This window comes from Candidatus Nitrotoga sp. BS, assembly GCF_927797785.1.
GTDB lineage: Bacteria > Pseudomonadota > Gammaproteobacteria > Burkholderiales > Gallionellaceae > Nitrotoga.
Map to the genome: position 1 here is coordinate 62218 of NZ_CAKMLL010000068.1, position 14752 is coordinate 76969.

Below are 14752 nucleotides of genomic sequence, written 5' to 3' on the forward strand. Positions count from 1 at the left end.
CTCTATCTTTAAGGAGAGTTCATGAATGAATTTCTATTTACATCCGAGTCAGTGTCTGAAGGTCATCCAGACAAAGTCGCGGATCAAATTTCCGATTCCATTTTAGATGCTATTCTAGCGCAAGACCCCCATGCGCGAGTAGCCGCTGAGACATTAGTCAACACCGGCCTCGTGGTGCTTGCCGGTGAAATCACCACCAGCGCTAATGTGGACTATATCAAAGTTGCGCGCGACTGCATCAAGCGCATCGGCTATGACAATACCGAATACGGCATAGACTACAAAGGTTGTGCCGTGCTTGTTGCTTATGACAAGCAAAGTCCGGACATCGCCCAAGGCGTTGATCGCTCATCTAATGAGTACATGGATCAGGGCGCAGGTGATCAAGGCCTGATGTTTGGTTATGCTTGCGATGAAACACCCACGTTAATGCCGCTGCCGATTCATTTGGCACACCGCGTAGTTGAGCGCCAGTCGCAACTGCGCCGCGATGGTCGCCTTAACTGGCTGCGTCCGGATGCAAAAGCGCAAGTCACCATCCGTTATGTGGATGGTAAGCCACACTCCATCGACACTGTATTGCTATCTACTCAGCACTCCCCCGAGATGTCGCTAGAAACAATTCGTGAAGCCGTAATTGAAGATATTATCAAGCCCCTGTTGCCACAGGAGCTAATCAAAGGTGACATTAAGTATTTGGTAAATCCCACTGGCCGTTTTGTTATCGGCGGCCCGCAAGGCGACTGCGGCCTGACAGGGCGCAAGATTATTGTAGATTCTTACGGTGGCTCCGCCCCTCATGGAGGTGGTGCATTCTCCGGCAAAGATCCCTCTAAGGTAGATCGTTCCGCAGCCTACGCTGGCCGTTATATCGCCAAGAATATCGTAGCTGCTGGTCTGGCCAGCAAGTGCTTGATTCAGATTTCCTACGCGATTGGCGTGGCTCTACCCACCAGTGTGTGGGTCACCAGTTATGGAACGGGAAAAATTTCCGATGAAAAAATTGCGGAGTTAGTAAAAAAACATTTCGACCTGCGCCCAAAAGGTATTGTGCAAATGCTCGATTTGTTGCGCCCAATTTATACCAATACTGCTGCCTATGGCCACTTTGGCCGCGAAGAACCAGAGTTTACCTGGGAAGCAACAGACAAGGCACCTGCCCTGCGGGCTGACGCCGGGCTATAAGTCACTTAATGGTTTAAATGTCTTACCCATATTGTCACTTGGAAGCACAGATCCAAGTGACAATATGGGATTTGCAATCGAACCTATTTAGTCGACACTGAATTATTCGATTCTGTCGTTAAGATCAGGCTACGTAAGTTGCCTGAGTGCTGATCTGTTTTACTCCTCCGTACTTGATGCATTGCCCTAGCGAGATAATGATTATTTTTGTGGCGTAGTGACCATTTACTGCGCCTAAAATGCAGGCAAAATCCCTCATCCACTTGGTGAAGTTCCATACTGCAGCAGCTATCAGGACGTTTAGTTGGTCGCCCATCATCCCTTTGAGAAAGTTGCGTCCCAGCCGATAGTCTGATTTCAGATGGCCAATAACCGGCGCTATCCCTGCCCGTCGTCTGAAGCGATAACGTGCCAGAAAAAGCTGCTCCTGTCTGGCATTCTTGCGTGTGGTTTTAGGGATAAGGATATGGGTATCGCCGATGGTGGATTTTCCCCGATTTCCCCTGTCACATAAACCAACTTGATTGGTTACATGCCTCAGCTGGGTACAATTTTTTACTTTCAGGCTCATGTGGTGAGCTATGAGGGGGTAATAATAGGCGCATCTATCCAAGGAGATGCGTCATGGCAATGAATCGAGTTCAGTTTCAAAAGGGTCTGTCGATATCTGAGTTTCTGAAGCAGTACGGGAGGGTGGAGTAGTGCCACGCGGCGCTGTTGGCGTCGCGCTGGCCAGAGGGCTTTGTCTGCCCGCATTGCGGGGGAACCCATCACAGCACCTTTATCCACGACGGCAGGCAGCACTGGCAGTGCCGAGTGTGCCGCTACCAGACGACGGTCACTGCCGGTACGATCTTCCAAGCAACGAAGCTGCCACTGACACGCTGGTTTCTGGCGATGCACTTGCTGACCCAAGCGAAAAACAATGTTGCCGCGCTCTAAACAGTGGCCAGCTGCGGACGGGGATATGATCACTCGGGACGGGACACTTTAACCCATAGGACTGCACGATTGCCATTCAACCACATCAAGTTTGCACCAGCTTCTTATGAGTATGAATACTCATAAGCATACCAAAACCAAGCAGTAATATAACCATAGACGTGCCACCATAGCTAATGAGCGGCAACGGTACGCCCACAACTGGAAGAATTCCACTCACCATGCCTATATTGACGAAGACATAGGTGAAAAAAGTGAGTGTGATACTACCGGCCATGAGACGAGTGAAGTAAGTTGAAGCATTGGCGGTAATGACGAAGCCACGTGCAATGACGAACAGGTACAAGCTTAACAGTATAACGTTACCGAGCAGGCCGAATTCTTCCGAGTACACAGCAAAAATGAAGTCGGTAGTACGCTCAGGCAAAAATTCGAGGTGAGTCTGAGTGCCATTGAGATACCCCTTGCCAAACATGCCGCCGGAACCCACTGCAATAATGGCTTGGATAGTGTGATAGCCCCTGCCCAGCGGATCCAGCGCTGGGTCAAGAAGCATCATGATGCGTTGGCGCTGATAATCGTGCAGTGTGGACCACGCAAGCGGCATACTTGCCATTATAATTACAAAGAAGGTCAGCATGACTCGCCAGGATATCCCGGCAAGAAATAGCACATAAAATCCGCTTGCGGCAATCATAATGGACGTACCCAAATCTGGCTGGCGCGCAATTAAAGCCACCGGCAGCAGTAACAGCAAGGTTGCGACGAAATAATTTTTTAATGTCAACATGGCTTCGTGCTTCTCAAAATACCAAGCCATCATCAACGGCACGGCTATCCTCATCAGCTCAGAAGGCTGAATGGTCGTCACCCCAAGGTTTAACCAGCGCCGAGCACCGTTTGTTATTTCGCCGAAAAACGCCACTGCGATCAGCAGCACCATACCTAGCAAGTAAGCGGGCACGGCAACCCGCATTAGGTAATGAAGCGGCATATTGGCCACTATCCAGAGTGCGGCGCACGCCACCAGTATATTTGTCATTTGCGCCAATACACGGGACCAGTTACCGCCACTGGCGCTATATATCACCACCACGCTAATCAGCAGAAGCAATCCAATCAAAGCCAACAGAACGGGATCAAGGTGTGCAACGAAGCGTTGCAATAAGCGTCGCCTAATCATGTTCTATCCCTGCGGCCTCATCCACTGTAAGCAAGGGCTGAGGCATCTTGCCAAGCAGAAAGTAATCCAAGACCTTACGTGCAATCGGTGCAGCGATAGAGCCACCATGTCCGCCGTTCTCAACAAGCACAGCTAGCGCGATTTTAGGCTGATCGGCAGGTGCAAAAGCAATGAACCAAGCGTGGTCACGATACCGTTCCTGAACCTTGCTCTCGATGTATTTTTCGTCCTGTTTAATGCCTACCACCTGCGCCGTGCCGGTTTTGCCGGCGAATGCGTAGGATGCACCCGCACCTGCCATCGTGGCGGTGCCCCCAGGCTGGGTTACGGCTACCATAGCATTTTTTACGAGCGCGAGATGCTCCGGATCAAGGTTGAGGTTAAACTCCATTTTCGTCCCCAATGCCCGTTTTTTGTTTGTGTGCGAACTTTGTACCTCCTTCAACAAATGCGGGCGATAGGCTATTCCATCGTTGGCCAATGTCGCAGTAACATAAGCCAATTGTAGCGGTGTAACCAAATTGTAGCCCTGACCGATACCAACCGAAACCGTGTCGCCGGCATACCACTTTTGTTTGTAACGTTTCCGCTTCCACTCCTGGGACGGCATCAAACCGGAAGCCTCACCTTCCATATCAATACCGGTTTTCTTACCGAATCCGAACTCCGAAAAAAAGCTAAATATGTTGTCTATGCCCAATTCGGTGGCCAGCCCATAATAATAAGTATCGCAAGACACCACGATGGATTTAAACAAGTCTACGCTGCCATGTCCTTCCTTTTTCCAATCGCGGTATCGACGTCGACTGCCGGGCAGGCTGAAGTAACCTGGGTCGCTAATAGTGTAGCCGGGTGTGCGCTTGTTGTAATGTAGCCCAGCCAATGCCATGAACGGCTTGATAGTAGAACCTGGTGGATATTGGCCACGCAATGCACGGTTGTTGAGTGGCACATCGGGCGAGTTGTTCAGTTCATTCCAACTCTGTTGATCAATACCATCAATGAACAGGTTTGGATCATAGCCTGGCTTGCTGACAAAGGCCAATACCTCCCCATTGCTCGGGTCTATAGCTACTAACGCTCCCCGATATTTGCCGAACGCCTGCTCGGCAACTTCCTGCAATTTGGCATCTATCGTTAGTATTAAATTGCTACCCGATACGGGTGGAGTGCGCGACAGCACTCGCACCTCGCGCCCACCTGCATCGACTTCCACCTGCTGGTAACCGGCTTTACCATGTAATTCGTTCTCGTAACTCTGCTCGATGCCAGTCTTGCCGATGTAATTGGAAGCACGATAATTTGCAGCCATCTCGTCCTCTTCAAGCTGCGCAATTTCTTTCTCGTTAATCCGACCGATGTAGCCGAGCAAGTGAGAAATCTGCTCGTGATATGGATACTCACGGAATAAGCGCGCTTTAATTTCCACGCCGGGGAAACGATAGCGCTGTGTTGCGAAACGTGCCACCTCTTCATCCGTTAAGCGGTTGCGTATTGGCAGGCTCTCAAAATTACGGTTATCTGCCAGCAGCCTCTTAAATCGCTTGCGATCTCCGGGCTGAATATCAATTAACTTTGCAAGTTCATCAATAGTCGATTTCAGATCGGCCACCTTGCTTGAAGTTATCTCTAAAGTATAAGCAGAGTAATTCTGTGCCAGAGTCGTGCCGTTGCGGTCAAGTATCAAGCCGCGGCTGGGTGCAATGGGCACGATGGAAATGCGATTATTCTCTGCCAGAGTTTGATAGTGACTCTGTTGTATTACCTGCAGATAAATAAAACGCGCCAGCAATATTAACAACAGCAGTAACACAAACCCTAAACTTAGCGTTAGGCGCAGCCGAAAATTATGGATTTCTCGATGAGTGTCTTTAAACTCGATGTGACGCGTCATGTCTGATTAGGTGCAGCACGGGGACGACGCAAAGCTTGCAACAATATAGTCATTGGTGCCCACAGCAAGGATGAAACCACACTGCCAATGAAGTATTTCCATGAAATATTACCATGTAGCTGCCAATGCACCATGGCATACACCGTATATGCAAGCAAAAACAACGGGAAAATTTGCAAGGTCTGCTGATGTAAATTGAACATCAACACTCGGCGATAAAACACGATGCCGCTAAAAGCTAATACCGAATATGCCAGTGCATGCTGCCCGAAGAGACTTGCATCCGCCACGTCGGCAAGTATGCCTACCGTCCACGCAACGCTAATCCCAACATGGTAGGGTTTGTGCATGCACCAGTAGAGTAATACCAGCGCGACAAAATCTGGACGGAACGTCAACCAGATTCCTTGCCACGGTAACCAATCGAGCAAGAGCGCAGCCAATAAGGTAGCTGCGATAAAAACACGACTGACGGGCAACTGGAATTCCTGGTCTTGCAGAATGCGATCACTCACTGCCCCCTCCGTTTGCCATTTTTTGAGTTGTCGGTTGCGGCTTCCACACCCTCCGGGCGCTCCGGAAACTTTAGCAACGTAGACAAGATCAACAGTTGGCGGCGCTTATCCACCCCTCCAATCGGGGCACACAAAATGCGCGCAAACGGATAGGTGGGATCGCGCTCAACATGGATTATCTTAGCTACCGGTAAGCCGGGTGGATAAGTGCCATCGATACCAGAAGTGACCAAAACATCGCCATTCTGAATGTCAGCGCTATTGGGCATATAGCGCAGCGCCAGCTTATTTCCGGCATCGCCAGCGCCGAACACCACTGCGCGCAAGCCATTGCGCAGCACCTGCACTGGCACCGAGTGATCTTTGTCAGTAATTAACGTGACCTCGCTCATCCAAGGATAAACGCGTGTAACCTGGCCGACGATACCGCTATCATCCATTACTATTTGTCCGGCTAGCACATTTGCCTGCGTGCCCTTGTCCAATAATATTTTGCGATTAAAGATGTCTCGTTCAACATATATGATTTCGGCTAGCTGCATTGGATAATCGGCGCGCTGCTGCACCATAAGAAGTTTACGCAAGTGCTGGTTTTCCCCCTTCAGCACCTCCAGTTGCAGCAACTGTGCGCCATCTAAAGTGTGTTGACGAAGTAATGCAGCGTTATCGCGAATCAAACTGTTATGGGCGGAAAAAAAATCATCAACCTCATGCCATAGTTTACTTGGTGTCGTTACTAGCCGTTGCAGAGGGTGCACCAAGCCTGAAAGGCCGCTACGTATGGATTCAAGATATCGATATCGAACATCCACGAACAGTAGCAGTAACGAGAGCAGCGCGAAAAATACCAGCCGGACGGCTGGAGAAGGGCCTCGATTGAAGAAGCGAAGGGGCTGGTTTTGTTCCATTAGAGCGTTTCAACAGCCATTTCTGCTTACAGTTCGCAGTTACAACACTAACGCTATTCTCTCCCGTTTACGAAAGAGAATAGCGTTAGAGAAGGGAATCACTGGACTGTATTAATTTAAAATTATCCACATGTCATTAAATCTGATGCCTAATCACTGGTGAAAATCCCACTGAGTTTATCCATCCGGTCAAGAGCCATGCCGGAACCGCGCACCACGCAGGTAAGTGGGTTATCGGCAACCAACACAGGTAAGCCAGTTTCCTCCATCAATAAGCGGTCGATATCACGTAGCAATGCACCGCCGCCTGTCAGAACCATACCCTTTCTGGCAATATCCGAACCCAGTTCAGGGGGTGTTTGTTCTAGCGCGATCTTCACAGCGCTGACAATATTATTAAGCGGATCAGTAAGGGCCTCCAGTATTTCATTACTGGAAATGGTAAAGCTGCGCGGTACACCTTCCGCCAGATTGCGTCCCATTACCTCCATTTCACGCACTTCGCTGCCAGGAAAGGCCGAGCCGATTTCTTTCTTGATTTGTTCTGCAGTCGTTTCGCCAATCAACATGCCATAGTTGCGGCGAATGTAATTAATAATTGCCTCGTCGAATTTGTCGCCCCCGACACGTATGGAACCGGAATACACGGCACCACCAAGCGAAATCACACCTACTTCGGTTGTACCACCGCCAATATCCACCACCATCGAGCCGTTTGGCTCTTCCACTGGCAGATCAGCGCCTATTGCTGCTGCCATAGGCTCTTCAATCAATTCTACTCGGCGCGCCCCTGCACCATAAGCGGATTCGCGGATAGCGCGACGCTCCACTTGAGTGGAGCCGCACGGCACACAAATCACGATACGCGGGCTAGGGCTGAAAATGCCAGACTTATGCACTCTCTTAATGAATTGTTTAAGCATTTGTTCTGTTACGGTGAAATCAGCAATTACGCCGTCTCTCATCGGGCGTATAACAGTAATATTGCCTGGCGTGCGCCCGAGCATCTGCTTGGCTGCCAGCCCAACCTGCTGAATCACTTTCTTGTCGTTTGGGCCACTCCCTTGGCGAATCGCCACTACTGAAGGCTCATCCAGCACAATGCCTTTGCCGCGTGCCCAGATCAGGGTATTAGCGGTGCCCAAATCTATCGCTAAATCATTAGCGAAATAGTTGTTAAAAAATCCAAACATGAAGAATCCCAGAGTAGAAAAAACGTGCCCGATATCATAAAAAATTAGTCAGGCAACAATATTTGATGATAACCTATTAAGCTACCTTTAATAAAGATAAAGAATTCAGCCTATGTCGCTCAGTATTAATGATGTCTATAAAGTTGCCCGGCTGGCCCGACTAGGAATGACCGAGCAGGAAGCACAAACGGCGCACGCACAGCTTCTGAATATCTTTGGCTTGATCGCCGAAATGCAGGCAGTCGATACTACTGGGATTGCACCGATGCCACACGCTCAGGATATTACCCAACGCTTGCGTAAGGATGTGGTCACGGAACCCAATCAACGTGAGCTATTCCAGGCTGCAGCACCACAAATTAAAAATGGATTGTATTTAGTACCACAAGTCATCGAATAACTTCCAGTTCCAAGACCATGCTTAATTCCAGTTTGCAACAGTTAGGCGCAGCATTGCGCAGTAAGAAAATTTCCAGCGTAGAGTTGACGCAACTATACCTCAGCCGCATTGCCGCACTTAACTCAAAACTCAACGCCTACATCACGGTAAATGAAGAAATGAGCTTGGCACAGGCACGCGCAGCCGATGTCCAGTTGGCGCAATCCCCAACCAACGCTCTCACTGGCATTCCTATTGCTCAGAAAGATATATTCTGTGCCATGGGCTGGCGTACCACCTGTGGCTCGAAAATGCTGTCTGATTTTATTGCCCCCTATGATGCACATGTGATTGAACAATTCAACCGCGTCGGTGCGGTCAATCTGGGCAAAACCAACATGGACGAGTTCGCCATGGGTTCCAGTAATGAAACCTCTTACTTTGGCACTGTAAAAAACCCATGGAACCGCAACGCCGTACCTGGTGGTAGTTCTGGAGGCAGTGCGGCAGCTGTGTCGGCACGCTTATGTGCAGCAGCCACCGGCACCGACACTGGTGGCTCTATCCGCCAACCGGCTGCACTCTGCGGCATCTCAGGCCTGAAGCCGACTTATGGCGTAGTCTCTCGCTACGGCATGATTGCCTTTGCCTCCAGCCTGGACCAGGCTGGACCAATGGCACGCAGCGCAGAAGATTTGGCGCTACTACTGAATGTAATGGCAGGCTTCGACGAACGTGATTCCACGAGCCTGCAACGTGAAACAGAAGATTTCGCACGAGATTTAAATAAGCCGTTGAATGGCCTGCGCATCGGCCTGCCCGAAGAATTTTTCGCCGCAGGTTTGAGTGCAGATGTCGCGCAAGCGATCGAATCGTCCATTGCCGAATATAAAAAATTAGGTGCCAGCGTGGTAGACATCAGCCTGCCCAACTCGCGCCTGTCCATCCCGGTGTATTACGTGCTGGCTCCGGCAGAAGCCTCCAGCAATCTGTCGAGATACGACGGTGTGCGTTACGGCTACCGCGCGCCGGAATACACCAATCTTGCAGACATGTATGAAAAATCCCGCGCGCAAGGTTTCGGTGACGAAGTGAAGCGGCGCATTATGATCGGCACTTACGTGCTATCGCACGGTTACTATGATGCATATTATTTGCAGGCACAGAAAATTCGCCGCTTGATCGCACAGGATTTTGTTGAAGCATTCAAGCAATGTGACGTCATCATGGGGCCAACGACTCCCACCACTGCCTTCAATCTGGGCGAGAAAAACGATGACCCGGTGCAAATGTACCTCTCCGACATCTATACCATCGCGGTGAATCTCGCAGGCCTGCCCGGCATGTCCATCCCGGCAGGCCTCGACGGCAATGGCCTGCCCGTTGGCTTGCAAATTATAGGCAATTATTTTGACGAGGCACGTATGCTAAACGTCGCACATCAATATCAGCAGGTGACCGATTGGCACACCCGCACTCCGCAACATATCGAGGTGTAAGGAACCGCACCATGCAATGGGAAATCGTTATCGGACTGGAAGTGCATGCTCAGCTCTCGACCAGCAGCAAGATTTTTTCTGGCGCTTCGACCGCATTTGGCGCAGAACCCAACACCCAAGCCTGCGCGGTAGACTTGGCGCTGCCTGGCGTATTACCGGTGCTGAACCGTGGCGCAGTGGAACGAGCTGTCAGGTTTGGCCTTGCTGTCGGTGCGCATATTGCGCCGCGCTCCGTGTTTTCACGTAAAAATTATTTCTATCCTGACCTGCCCAAAGGGTATCAAATCAGTCAGTTTGATCTACCTATCATTGGCCAAGGCTCATTGACTATTCAGGTTCCAACAACGACCGCAGGGCAAACTTATAAAAAAATAGTACGGCTGACCCGTGCCCATCTTGAAGAAGATGCAGGAAAATCGTTACACGAAGATTTTCATGGCATGACAGGCATCGATCTTAACCGTGCTGGAACACCTCTGCTGGAAATAGTCTCGGAACCGGACATGCGCTCTGCCGCCGAGGCCGTATCCTATGCCAAAATGCTGCACACTCTGGTACGCTGGATCGGCATCTGCGATGGCAACATGCAGGAAGGGTCGTTCCGCTGCGATGCAAATGTCTCTGTCCGTCGCCCGGGGGCAGAATTGGGCACACGCCGCGAAATTAAAAATCTTAACTCATTCCGCTTTTTACAGCAGGCAATTGAATACGAAGCACAATGGCAAATAGATACACTGGAAAACGGCGGGACTATTCATCAAGCTACAGTGTTATTCGATTCCGATAAGGGTGAAACTCGCGCCATGCGCAGTAAAGAAGACGCGCACGATTACCGTTATTTCCCGGATCCTGACTTATTGCCGCTAGCGATTGATAATGAGTGGATTGAGCAGGTGCGCAACACGCTTCCCGAGTTGCCACTGTCCAAACAAACACGCTATGTTGCCGATCTCGGCCTATCTGTCTACGATGCCGACACTTTGACCTCCTCACGAGAAATGGCGGATTTCTTCGAGGCAACACTAAACGAAGCCACTAACGAAGCCAAGCTGTGCGCCAACTGGCTGATGGGTGATGTAAGCGCTTCACTTAATCGTGAAGATCGCGATATCACGCAATGCCCGATTACACCACAGCAGCTAGGCGGTATGCTCAAGCGTATTTCAGATGGAACCATTTCCAACTCCGCCGCCAAGGAGGTTTTCAAGGTACTCTGGAGTGAAGGCGGTAACCCCGATACCATTATCGAAACAAAAGGTTTAAAACAAATGTCCGATGTCGGCGCAATGGAGGCAATGGTAAACGAGATTATCACTGCTAATCCAGCGCAAGTAGCCGAATATCGCAGTGGTAAGGAAAAAGTGTTTGGCTATTTTGTTGGCCTCGCCATGAAAGCCAGCAAAGGAAAAGCTAACCCCGCACAGATGAATGAAATTCTAAAGCGCAAGCTAGCGGGTTAAATACTGCGCTCTTGCAACTGACTGAACTTTAATCAGCCATTCCAAGAGACAGGTACCATGAAAATTCAGCAAGAAAGATCCGTCTTACTGCGCGAATTTTTTGGCTGGAAACAGTCTTGGAAATCGCGCGCTCCTCTGGAACATCAAGCAAACCATCCGCATCAAAACCACTCGAGCGCAAGGCCTGAATATGTGCCATGAGCAATACATTTTCGGATAGGTACATGAAACATTTCACAGCTGTTCAGTTACTAACACGCTGCTACTCAGGAATCCATCTTTCCTGTTTGGTACGACTTTGCACTTTATCGCTTGCACTTCTTTTTTGTTGCCCGCCCACACGAGCAGCGGAGCCTGCGCCGCCTCAGGTGATGCTGGCAAATGTCTTTCGAGGCAATATCCCGCTGGCAGATTATTGGGTAAGTGAAAAATTTGATGGCATGCGCGGTTACTGGGATGGCGAAAAATTATTGACGCGGAGTGGCGAACATATCGAAGCCCCAGCATGGTTCACCACCGGCTGGCCAAACATTCCTCTCGATGGAGAATTATGGATAGGCCACGGCCAGTTTTCCCGCACAGTTTCCACCGTCAGGAAAAAAATTCCCGACGACGCTCAATGGCGCATGCTGCACTTCATGATATTCGATCTGCCAGCGCATCCAGGTGGTTACACCGAACGCAATGCGGCACTACAATCTGTCATCACGCAGATCGGACAGCCATGGGTACACCACGTTGAGCAGATTAAAGTGGCCGATCAGGTCGCATTAAAAGTGATGCTTAAACGGGTGGTCAAGCAAGGCGGGGAAGGGCTGATGCTACATCGCGGCACTTCACTTTACCGGGCAATTCGCAGCGACGATCTATTAAAACTAAAACCCTATGAAGATGCTGAGGCCAAGGTAGTAGCTTACCTGCCAGGCAAAGGTAAATATGCAAACACATTGGGAGCATTAGAGGTGGAATCGGCTGATGGATTGCGATTTCGGCTGGGTACTGGCCTGTCTGACGAAGATCGGCTTCATCCGCCCCAATTGGGAAGTTGGGTAACCTACCGCTATAACGGATTGAATGAAAAAACCGGTATCCCCCGGTTTGCCCGCTTCATACGAATACGCGACGAGATGGCTTGGTCAGAACAAGAAGTACGGCCTTGAATAGTTCTTATAGAGTTTGAATCAAAACTTTATTTAAGAGCGAGAAAGTTAAAACAGTTTACGCGGCTTGCGCGGAGCCCGTGAAAACGCAATATCATATATCCAGTTAGGTAACAGCTTAAGTACGTGCCCCACGAGTCCCATCTGCCAAGGCACGACTGCAAATGAATTACCGGAAACAATTACTCGTGCTATGCGACGCGCTGCTTCGTCAGCTGACAAAATAAAAGGCATGGAGTACGGATTGATGGCGGTCATCGGCGTTTTGATGTAGCCAGGACAAATGGTAACTGCATGCATCCCACTACCATGCAATTCCACACGCAAACTTTCCATATATGAGATTAACGCTGCCTTGGATGCGGAATAAGCACCTGCCCCCGGCAGCCCCCGAAATCCCGCCACACTGGCAATGCCAACCAGTGTCCCATGGCCTACCTCACGCATAGGTACAAGAAACGGTTGAAATGTTTTTATTACGCCCAACATATTGACATCCATTATCTGTTGGAAAACATCAATATCCTCGGCATAGTCAGTAAGCGTTCCGGCACTAATACCTGCATTAGCAATTACGATATCTGGCACACTCTTATGCGCAATGAAACGCTGCGCAGCCGCTTGCACGGCAGCCGAGTCACGCACATCCAGCGGGTAACAATAAACTTGTTGAGGATATTGCTTAGAGAGGCTTTGCAGATAATCAGCGCGACGGGCAAACACCCCAACTATCGCGCCTTGCTCAAGATAATGCTGAGCCAGCGCCAGACCTAAGCCGCTGGATGCGCCGCTGATAACGACGCGTTGTGCAGTCACTAACGTTTAACCAAGCGTTCCTTGCGTGCCTTGTCGATCATAGCGTTCAACACTTGTATGCTTTCATCCGGCCCTAGGCCACTAATCAGATATTTTCCATCCACCGTCAGCGACGGTGTACCGCGAATGCCATAAATCTTCGCCAATTGTTTACTGCGCGATATTTTGCTTTGCATGGTGAACGAATTGTAGGTATCGCTGAATTTCTTGCGATCCACGCCACGCTGGCCAACAAAGTCAACGATCTTGGCTTTGTCGCTCAGGTCAATGTTGTTCACGTTCCAAGCATTGAACAGGTCGTCATGCAGCCGCATTCCCTGTCCAAGCAATTCCAATGTGTAATAAGTACGTGCCATCGGTTCCCATGATGCGTTGAAAATAGTCGGTACATAGATCAACTCTACGTCCTTGGGAATCTTTTTTTCCCAAGCGGTCAACGTCGGGTGCATCTTAAAACAGTGTGAGCAGCCGTAGAAGAAAAATTCCAACACCTCAATTTTGTTGCCTGCAGGCACCGACTGCGCCGAATTGAGTACTTTGTAATCTTTGCCAAGCTCAGGCTCGGCAAAAGCTTGGTTAACACATAACAAAGTTAGAACCACAAACAACTGTTTGATGAATTTCATATCTATCTCCATACAAAGTTAGGACTGCAAGCAAAAATATATCATAAAATTACCGCGTTAAAAAACATTACTATTTGTTTGTGCTGCATATTTTTAATTCTGGCATATGAAATGTCACATTGCTTTTCAATACTGCCGAACAATAGAAACTTAATGCAGTTTCATGCAAACAAATACGGAACATTCAGACTACAAGCTAAATTTATTAAAAACACTTCACAAAGTTAACTAGACAATTACTTCTATAACCAGCGAGCTTACGTTTTCGCCTATCTCGCAAGCATTGGAGTAGCGCTCACCCCATTTTGTTTCAACATGCTTAATGCAACACTCATTTTTTCTTTGTCTTTATAGGGGCCAATGTGCACGCGATGCCACACCCCTCTATCAGGAATGATCGCGATTTGCACACTGGCTTCTATGCCCAGCATAGCCAGCTTGGCTTTTAATCTATCTGCATCATCCGCATTGGAAAATGAACCCGCCTGTAAAAAATAAATTGCTTTCGCAGTCTCATTGCTAGCTTTCTCAGTGTCTTTACCAGCAGACTTATTCGCCTTCGTTACCGTATCGTCACGGTTATTTTGAATACGTTCTGCTGCATCTTGTTTGTCAGTCAACACCTTGTAAAACTCAAAGCGCGGTTTGCCATCATCCACACCTGATATAGCCGCCGAAGAAGTGGGTTCCTGCGCAGTTTTTTCTGTAGATGCGGGAAGCTGCTTCTTAGCGTCTGCTGCAAGCTTAGTTGTTTCATGTGAAACATTACTTACGAACGAGTTAGGCGTCTTTAAAACAAACCATGCCACCCCACCCGCAATAGCCAGCCCCACTACCACGCCGACCAAAATGCCAGTCAGTAGCAGGCTGCCTTGGCGCGGCGCAGCGGATCGAGTGGTACTATTTTTATTCATATAATCAATCTTTAAAAAATTTCATGTATTCCCGCGAAGTTCATCGCGCAACCCATAGAATTGGTAACGCCACATTTG

At 49.3% G+C, this 14752-nt stretch carries 15 protein-coding genes and 1 pseudogene; 6 read left to right on the forward strand and 10 right to left on the reverse strand.

Annotated elements, in window-relative coordinates:
- The first annotated feature begins 21 nt into the window (after nt 1–21).
- Complete coding sequence (metK, locus tag MJ769_RS08515; RefSeq protein WP_239236285.1) at nt 22–1185, forward strand: methionine adenosyltransferase; 1164 nt, start codon at nt 22–24, stop codon at nt 1183–1185.
- A gap of 124 nt (nt 1186–1309) precedes the next feature.
- On the opposite strand, the gene MJ769_RS08520 is transcribed toward metK, so the two are convergent.
- Nucleotides 1310–1756 (reverse strand): hypothetical protein, encoded by a 447-nt coding sequence (locus MJ769_RS08520; RefSeq protein WP_239236294.1) that lies wholly within the window; start codon nt 1754–1756, stop codon nt 1310–1312.
- A 53-nt stretch (nt 1757–1809) separates the two neighbouring features.
- Here MJ769_RS08520 and MJ769_RS08525 point away from each other — a divergent pair.
- Nucleotides 1810–2124, forward strand: a pseudogene (locus tag MJ769_RS08525) (transposase); the annotation flags it as partial.
- 88 nt (nt 2125–2212) lie between these two features.
- On the opposite strand, the gene rodA reads toward MJ769_RS08525, so the two are convergent.
- The 5 genes from rodA to MJ769_RS08550 all read right to left on the reverse strand — a co-directional run bounded on the left by rodA (nt 2213) and on the right by MJ769_RS08550 (nt 7820).
- Nucleotides 2213–3310 carry a rod shape-determining protein RodA gene (rodA, locus tag MJ769_RS08530; RefSeq protein ID WP_239236296.1) on the reverse strand — a complete coding sequence of 366 codons (1098 nt, stop codon included), beginning with the start codon at nt 3308–3310 and terminating at the stop codon, nt 2213–2215.
- Entirely contained in the window at nt 3303–5204 is a 1902-nt protein-coding gene (gene mrdA / locus MJ769_RS08535; RefSeq protein WP_239236297.1) for a penicillin-binding protein 2, read from the reverse strand. The genes rodA and mrdA overlap by 8 nt, the downstream gene beginning before the upstream one ends.
- A complete protein-coding gene (gene mreD / locus MJ769_RS08540) occupies nt 5201–5719 on the reverse strand; it encodes a rod shape-determining protein MreD (protein ID WP_239236299.1) in 519 nt (172 codons plus the stop codon). The genes mrdA and mreD overlap by 4 nt, the downstream gene beginning before the upstream one ends.
- The gene (gene mreC, locus MJ769_RS08545; protein ID WP_239236301.1) at nt 5716–6627 is read right to left on the reverse strand and encodes a rod shape-determining protein MreC; all 912 of its coding nucleotides are present in this window, start codon (nt 6625–6627) and stop codon (nt 5716–5718) included. The genes mreD and mreC overlap by 4 nt, the downstream gene beginning before the upstream one ends.
- Before the next feature lie 149 nt (nt 6628–6776).
- Complete coding sequence (locus MJ769_RS08550) at nt 6777–7820, reverse strand: rod shape-determining protein (protein WP_239236303.1); 1044 nt, start codon at nt 7818–7820, stop codon at nt 6777–6779.
- Between the two features lie 112 nt (nt 7821–7932).
- Here MJ769_RS08550 and gatC point away from each other — a divergent pair, with 112 nt between their 5' ends.
- From gatC to gatB, 3 genes are read left to right on the forward strand one after another with little or no spacing between them, the layout of a single operon-like run.
- A complete protein-coding gene (gene gatC / locus MJ769_RS08555) occupies nt 7933–8220 on the forward strand; it encodes an Asp-tRNA(Asn)/Glu-tRNA(Gln) amidotransferase subunit GatC (RefSeq protein ID WP_239236312.1) in 288 nt (95 codons plus the stop codon).
- A gap of 17 nt (nt 8221–8237) precedes the next feature.
- Nucleotides 8238–9698: an Asp-tRNA(Asn)/Glu-tRNA(Gln) amidotransferase subunit GatA gene (gene gatA, locus MJ769_RS08560; protein ID WP_239236320.1), complete on the forward strand. Its 1461-nt coding sequence runs from the start codon at nt 8238–8240 to the stop codon at nt 9696–9698.
- A gap of 11 nt (nt 9699–9709) precedes the next feature.
- Nucleotides 9710–11158 carry an Asp-tRNA(Asn)/Glu-tRNA(Gln) amidotransferase subunit GatB gene (gene gatB / locus MJ769_RS08565; RefSeq protein WP_239236322.1) on the forward strand — a complete coding sequence of 483 codons (1449 nt, stop codon included), beginning with the start codon at nt 9710–9712 and terminating at the stop codon, nt 11156–11158.
- Between the two features lie 28 nt (nt 11159–11186).
- On the opposite strand, the gene MJ769_RS08570 is transcribed toward gatB, so the two are convergent.
- A complete protein-coding gene (locus tag MJ769_RS08570) occupies nt 11187–11357 on the reverse strand; it encodes a hypothetical protein (protein ID WP_239236324.1) in 171 nt (56 codons plus the stop codon).
- Between the two features lie 25 nt (nt 11358–11382).
- On the opposite strand from MJ769_RS08570, the gene MJ769_RS08575 reads away from it, so the two are divergent.
- A complete protein-coding gene (locus tag MJ769_RS08575; protein ID WP_239236326.1) occupies nt 11383–12318 on the forward strand; it encodes a DNA ligase in 936 nt (311 codons plus the stop codon).
- Nucleotides 12319–12366: 48 nt separating this feature from the next.
- Here the strand turns inward: MJ769_RS08575 and MJ769_RS08580 are convergent, their stop codons facing one another.
- The 3 genes from MJ769_RS08580 to MJ769_RS08590 form a co-directional block, all read right to left on the reverse strand.
- A complete protein-coding gene (locus MJ769_RS08580; protein WP_239236328.1) occupies nt 12367–13134 on the reverse strand; it encodes an SDR family oxidoreductase in 768 nt (255 codons plus the stop codon).
- The gene (locus MJ769_RS08585; protein ID WP_239236329.1) at nt 13134–13760 is read right to left on the reverse strand and encodes a thiol:disulfide interchange protein DsbA/DsbL; all 627 of its coding nucleotides are present in this window, start codon (nt 13758–13760) and stop codon (nt 13134–13136) included. The genes MJ769_RS08580 and MJ769_RS08585 overlap by 1 nt, the downstream gene beginning before the upstream one ends.
- A gap of 269 nt (nt 13761–14029) precedes the next feature.
- Nucleotides 14030–14674 (reverse strand): SPOR domain-containing protein, encoded by a 645-nt coding sequence (locus MJ769_RS08590; RefSeq protein ID WP_239236331.1) that lies wholly within the window; start codon nt 14672–14674, stop codon nt 14030–14032.
- Nucleotides 14675–14752: the final 78 nt, after the last annotated feature.

Coding starts and splice junctions, on each gene's coding strand:
- metK (WP_239236285.1), top strand. CDS start 22: ATGAATGAATTTCTATTTACATCCGAGTCAGTGTCTGAAGGTCATCCA.
- MJ769_RS08520 (WP_239236294.1), bottom strand. CDS start 1,756: ATGAGCCTGAAAGTAAAAAATTGTACCCAGCTGAGGCATGTAACCAAT.
- rodA (WP_239236296.1), bottom strand. CDS start 3,310: ATGATTAGGCGACGCTTATTGCAACGCTTCGTTGCACACCTTGATCCC.
- mrdA (WP_239236297.1), bottom strand. CDS start 5,204: ATGACGCGTCACATCGAGTTTAAAGACACTCATCGAGAAATCCATAAT.
- mreC (WP_239236301.1), bottom strand. CDS start 6,627: ATGGAACAAAACCAGCCCCTTCGCTTCTTCAATCGAGGCCCTTCTCCA.
- MJ769_RS08550 (WP_239236303.1), bottom strand. CDS start 7,820: ATGTTTGGATTTTTTAACAACTATTTCGCTAATGATTTAGCGATAGAT.
- gatC (WP_239236312.1), top strand. CDS start 7,933: ATGTCGCTCAGTATTAATGATGTCTATAAAGTTGCCCGGCTGGCCCGA.
- gatA (WP_239236320.1), top strand. CDS start 8,238: ATGCTTAATTCCAGTTTGCAACAGTTAGGCGCAGCATTGCGCAGTAAG.
- gatB (WP_239236322.1), top strand. CDS start 9,710: ATGCAATGGGAAATCGTTATCGGACTGGAAGTGCATGCTCAGCTCTCG.
- MJ769_RS08570 (WP_239236324.1), bottom strand. CDS start 11,357: ATGGCACATATTCAGGCCTTGCGCTCGAGTGGTTTTGATGCGGATGGT.
- MJ769_RS08575 (WP_239236326.1), top strand. CDS start 11,383: ATGAAACATTTCACAGCTGTTCAGTTACTAACACGCTGCTACTCAGGA.
- MJ769_RS08585 (WP_239236329.1), bottom strand. CDS start 13,760: ATGAAATTCATCAAACAGTTGTTTGTGGTTCTAACTTTGTTATGTGTT.
- MJ769_RS08590 (WP_239236331.1), bottom strand. CDS start 14,674: ATGAATAAAAATAGTACCACTCGATCCGCTGCGCCGCGCCAAGGCAGC.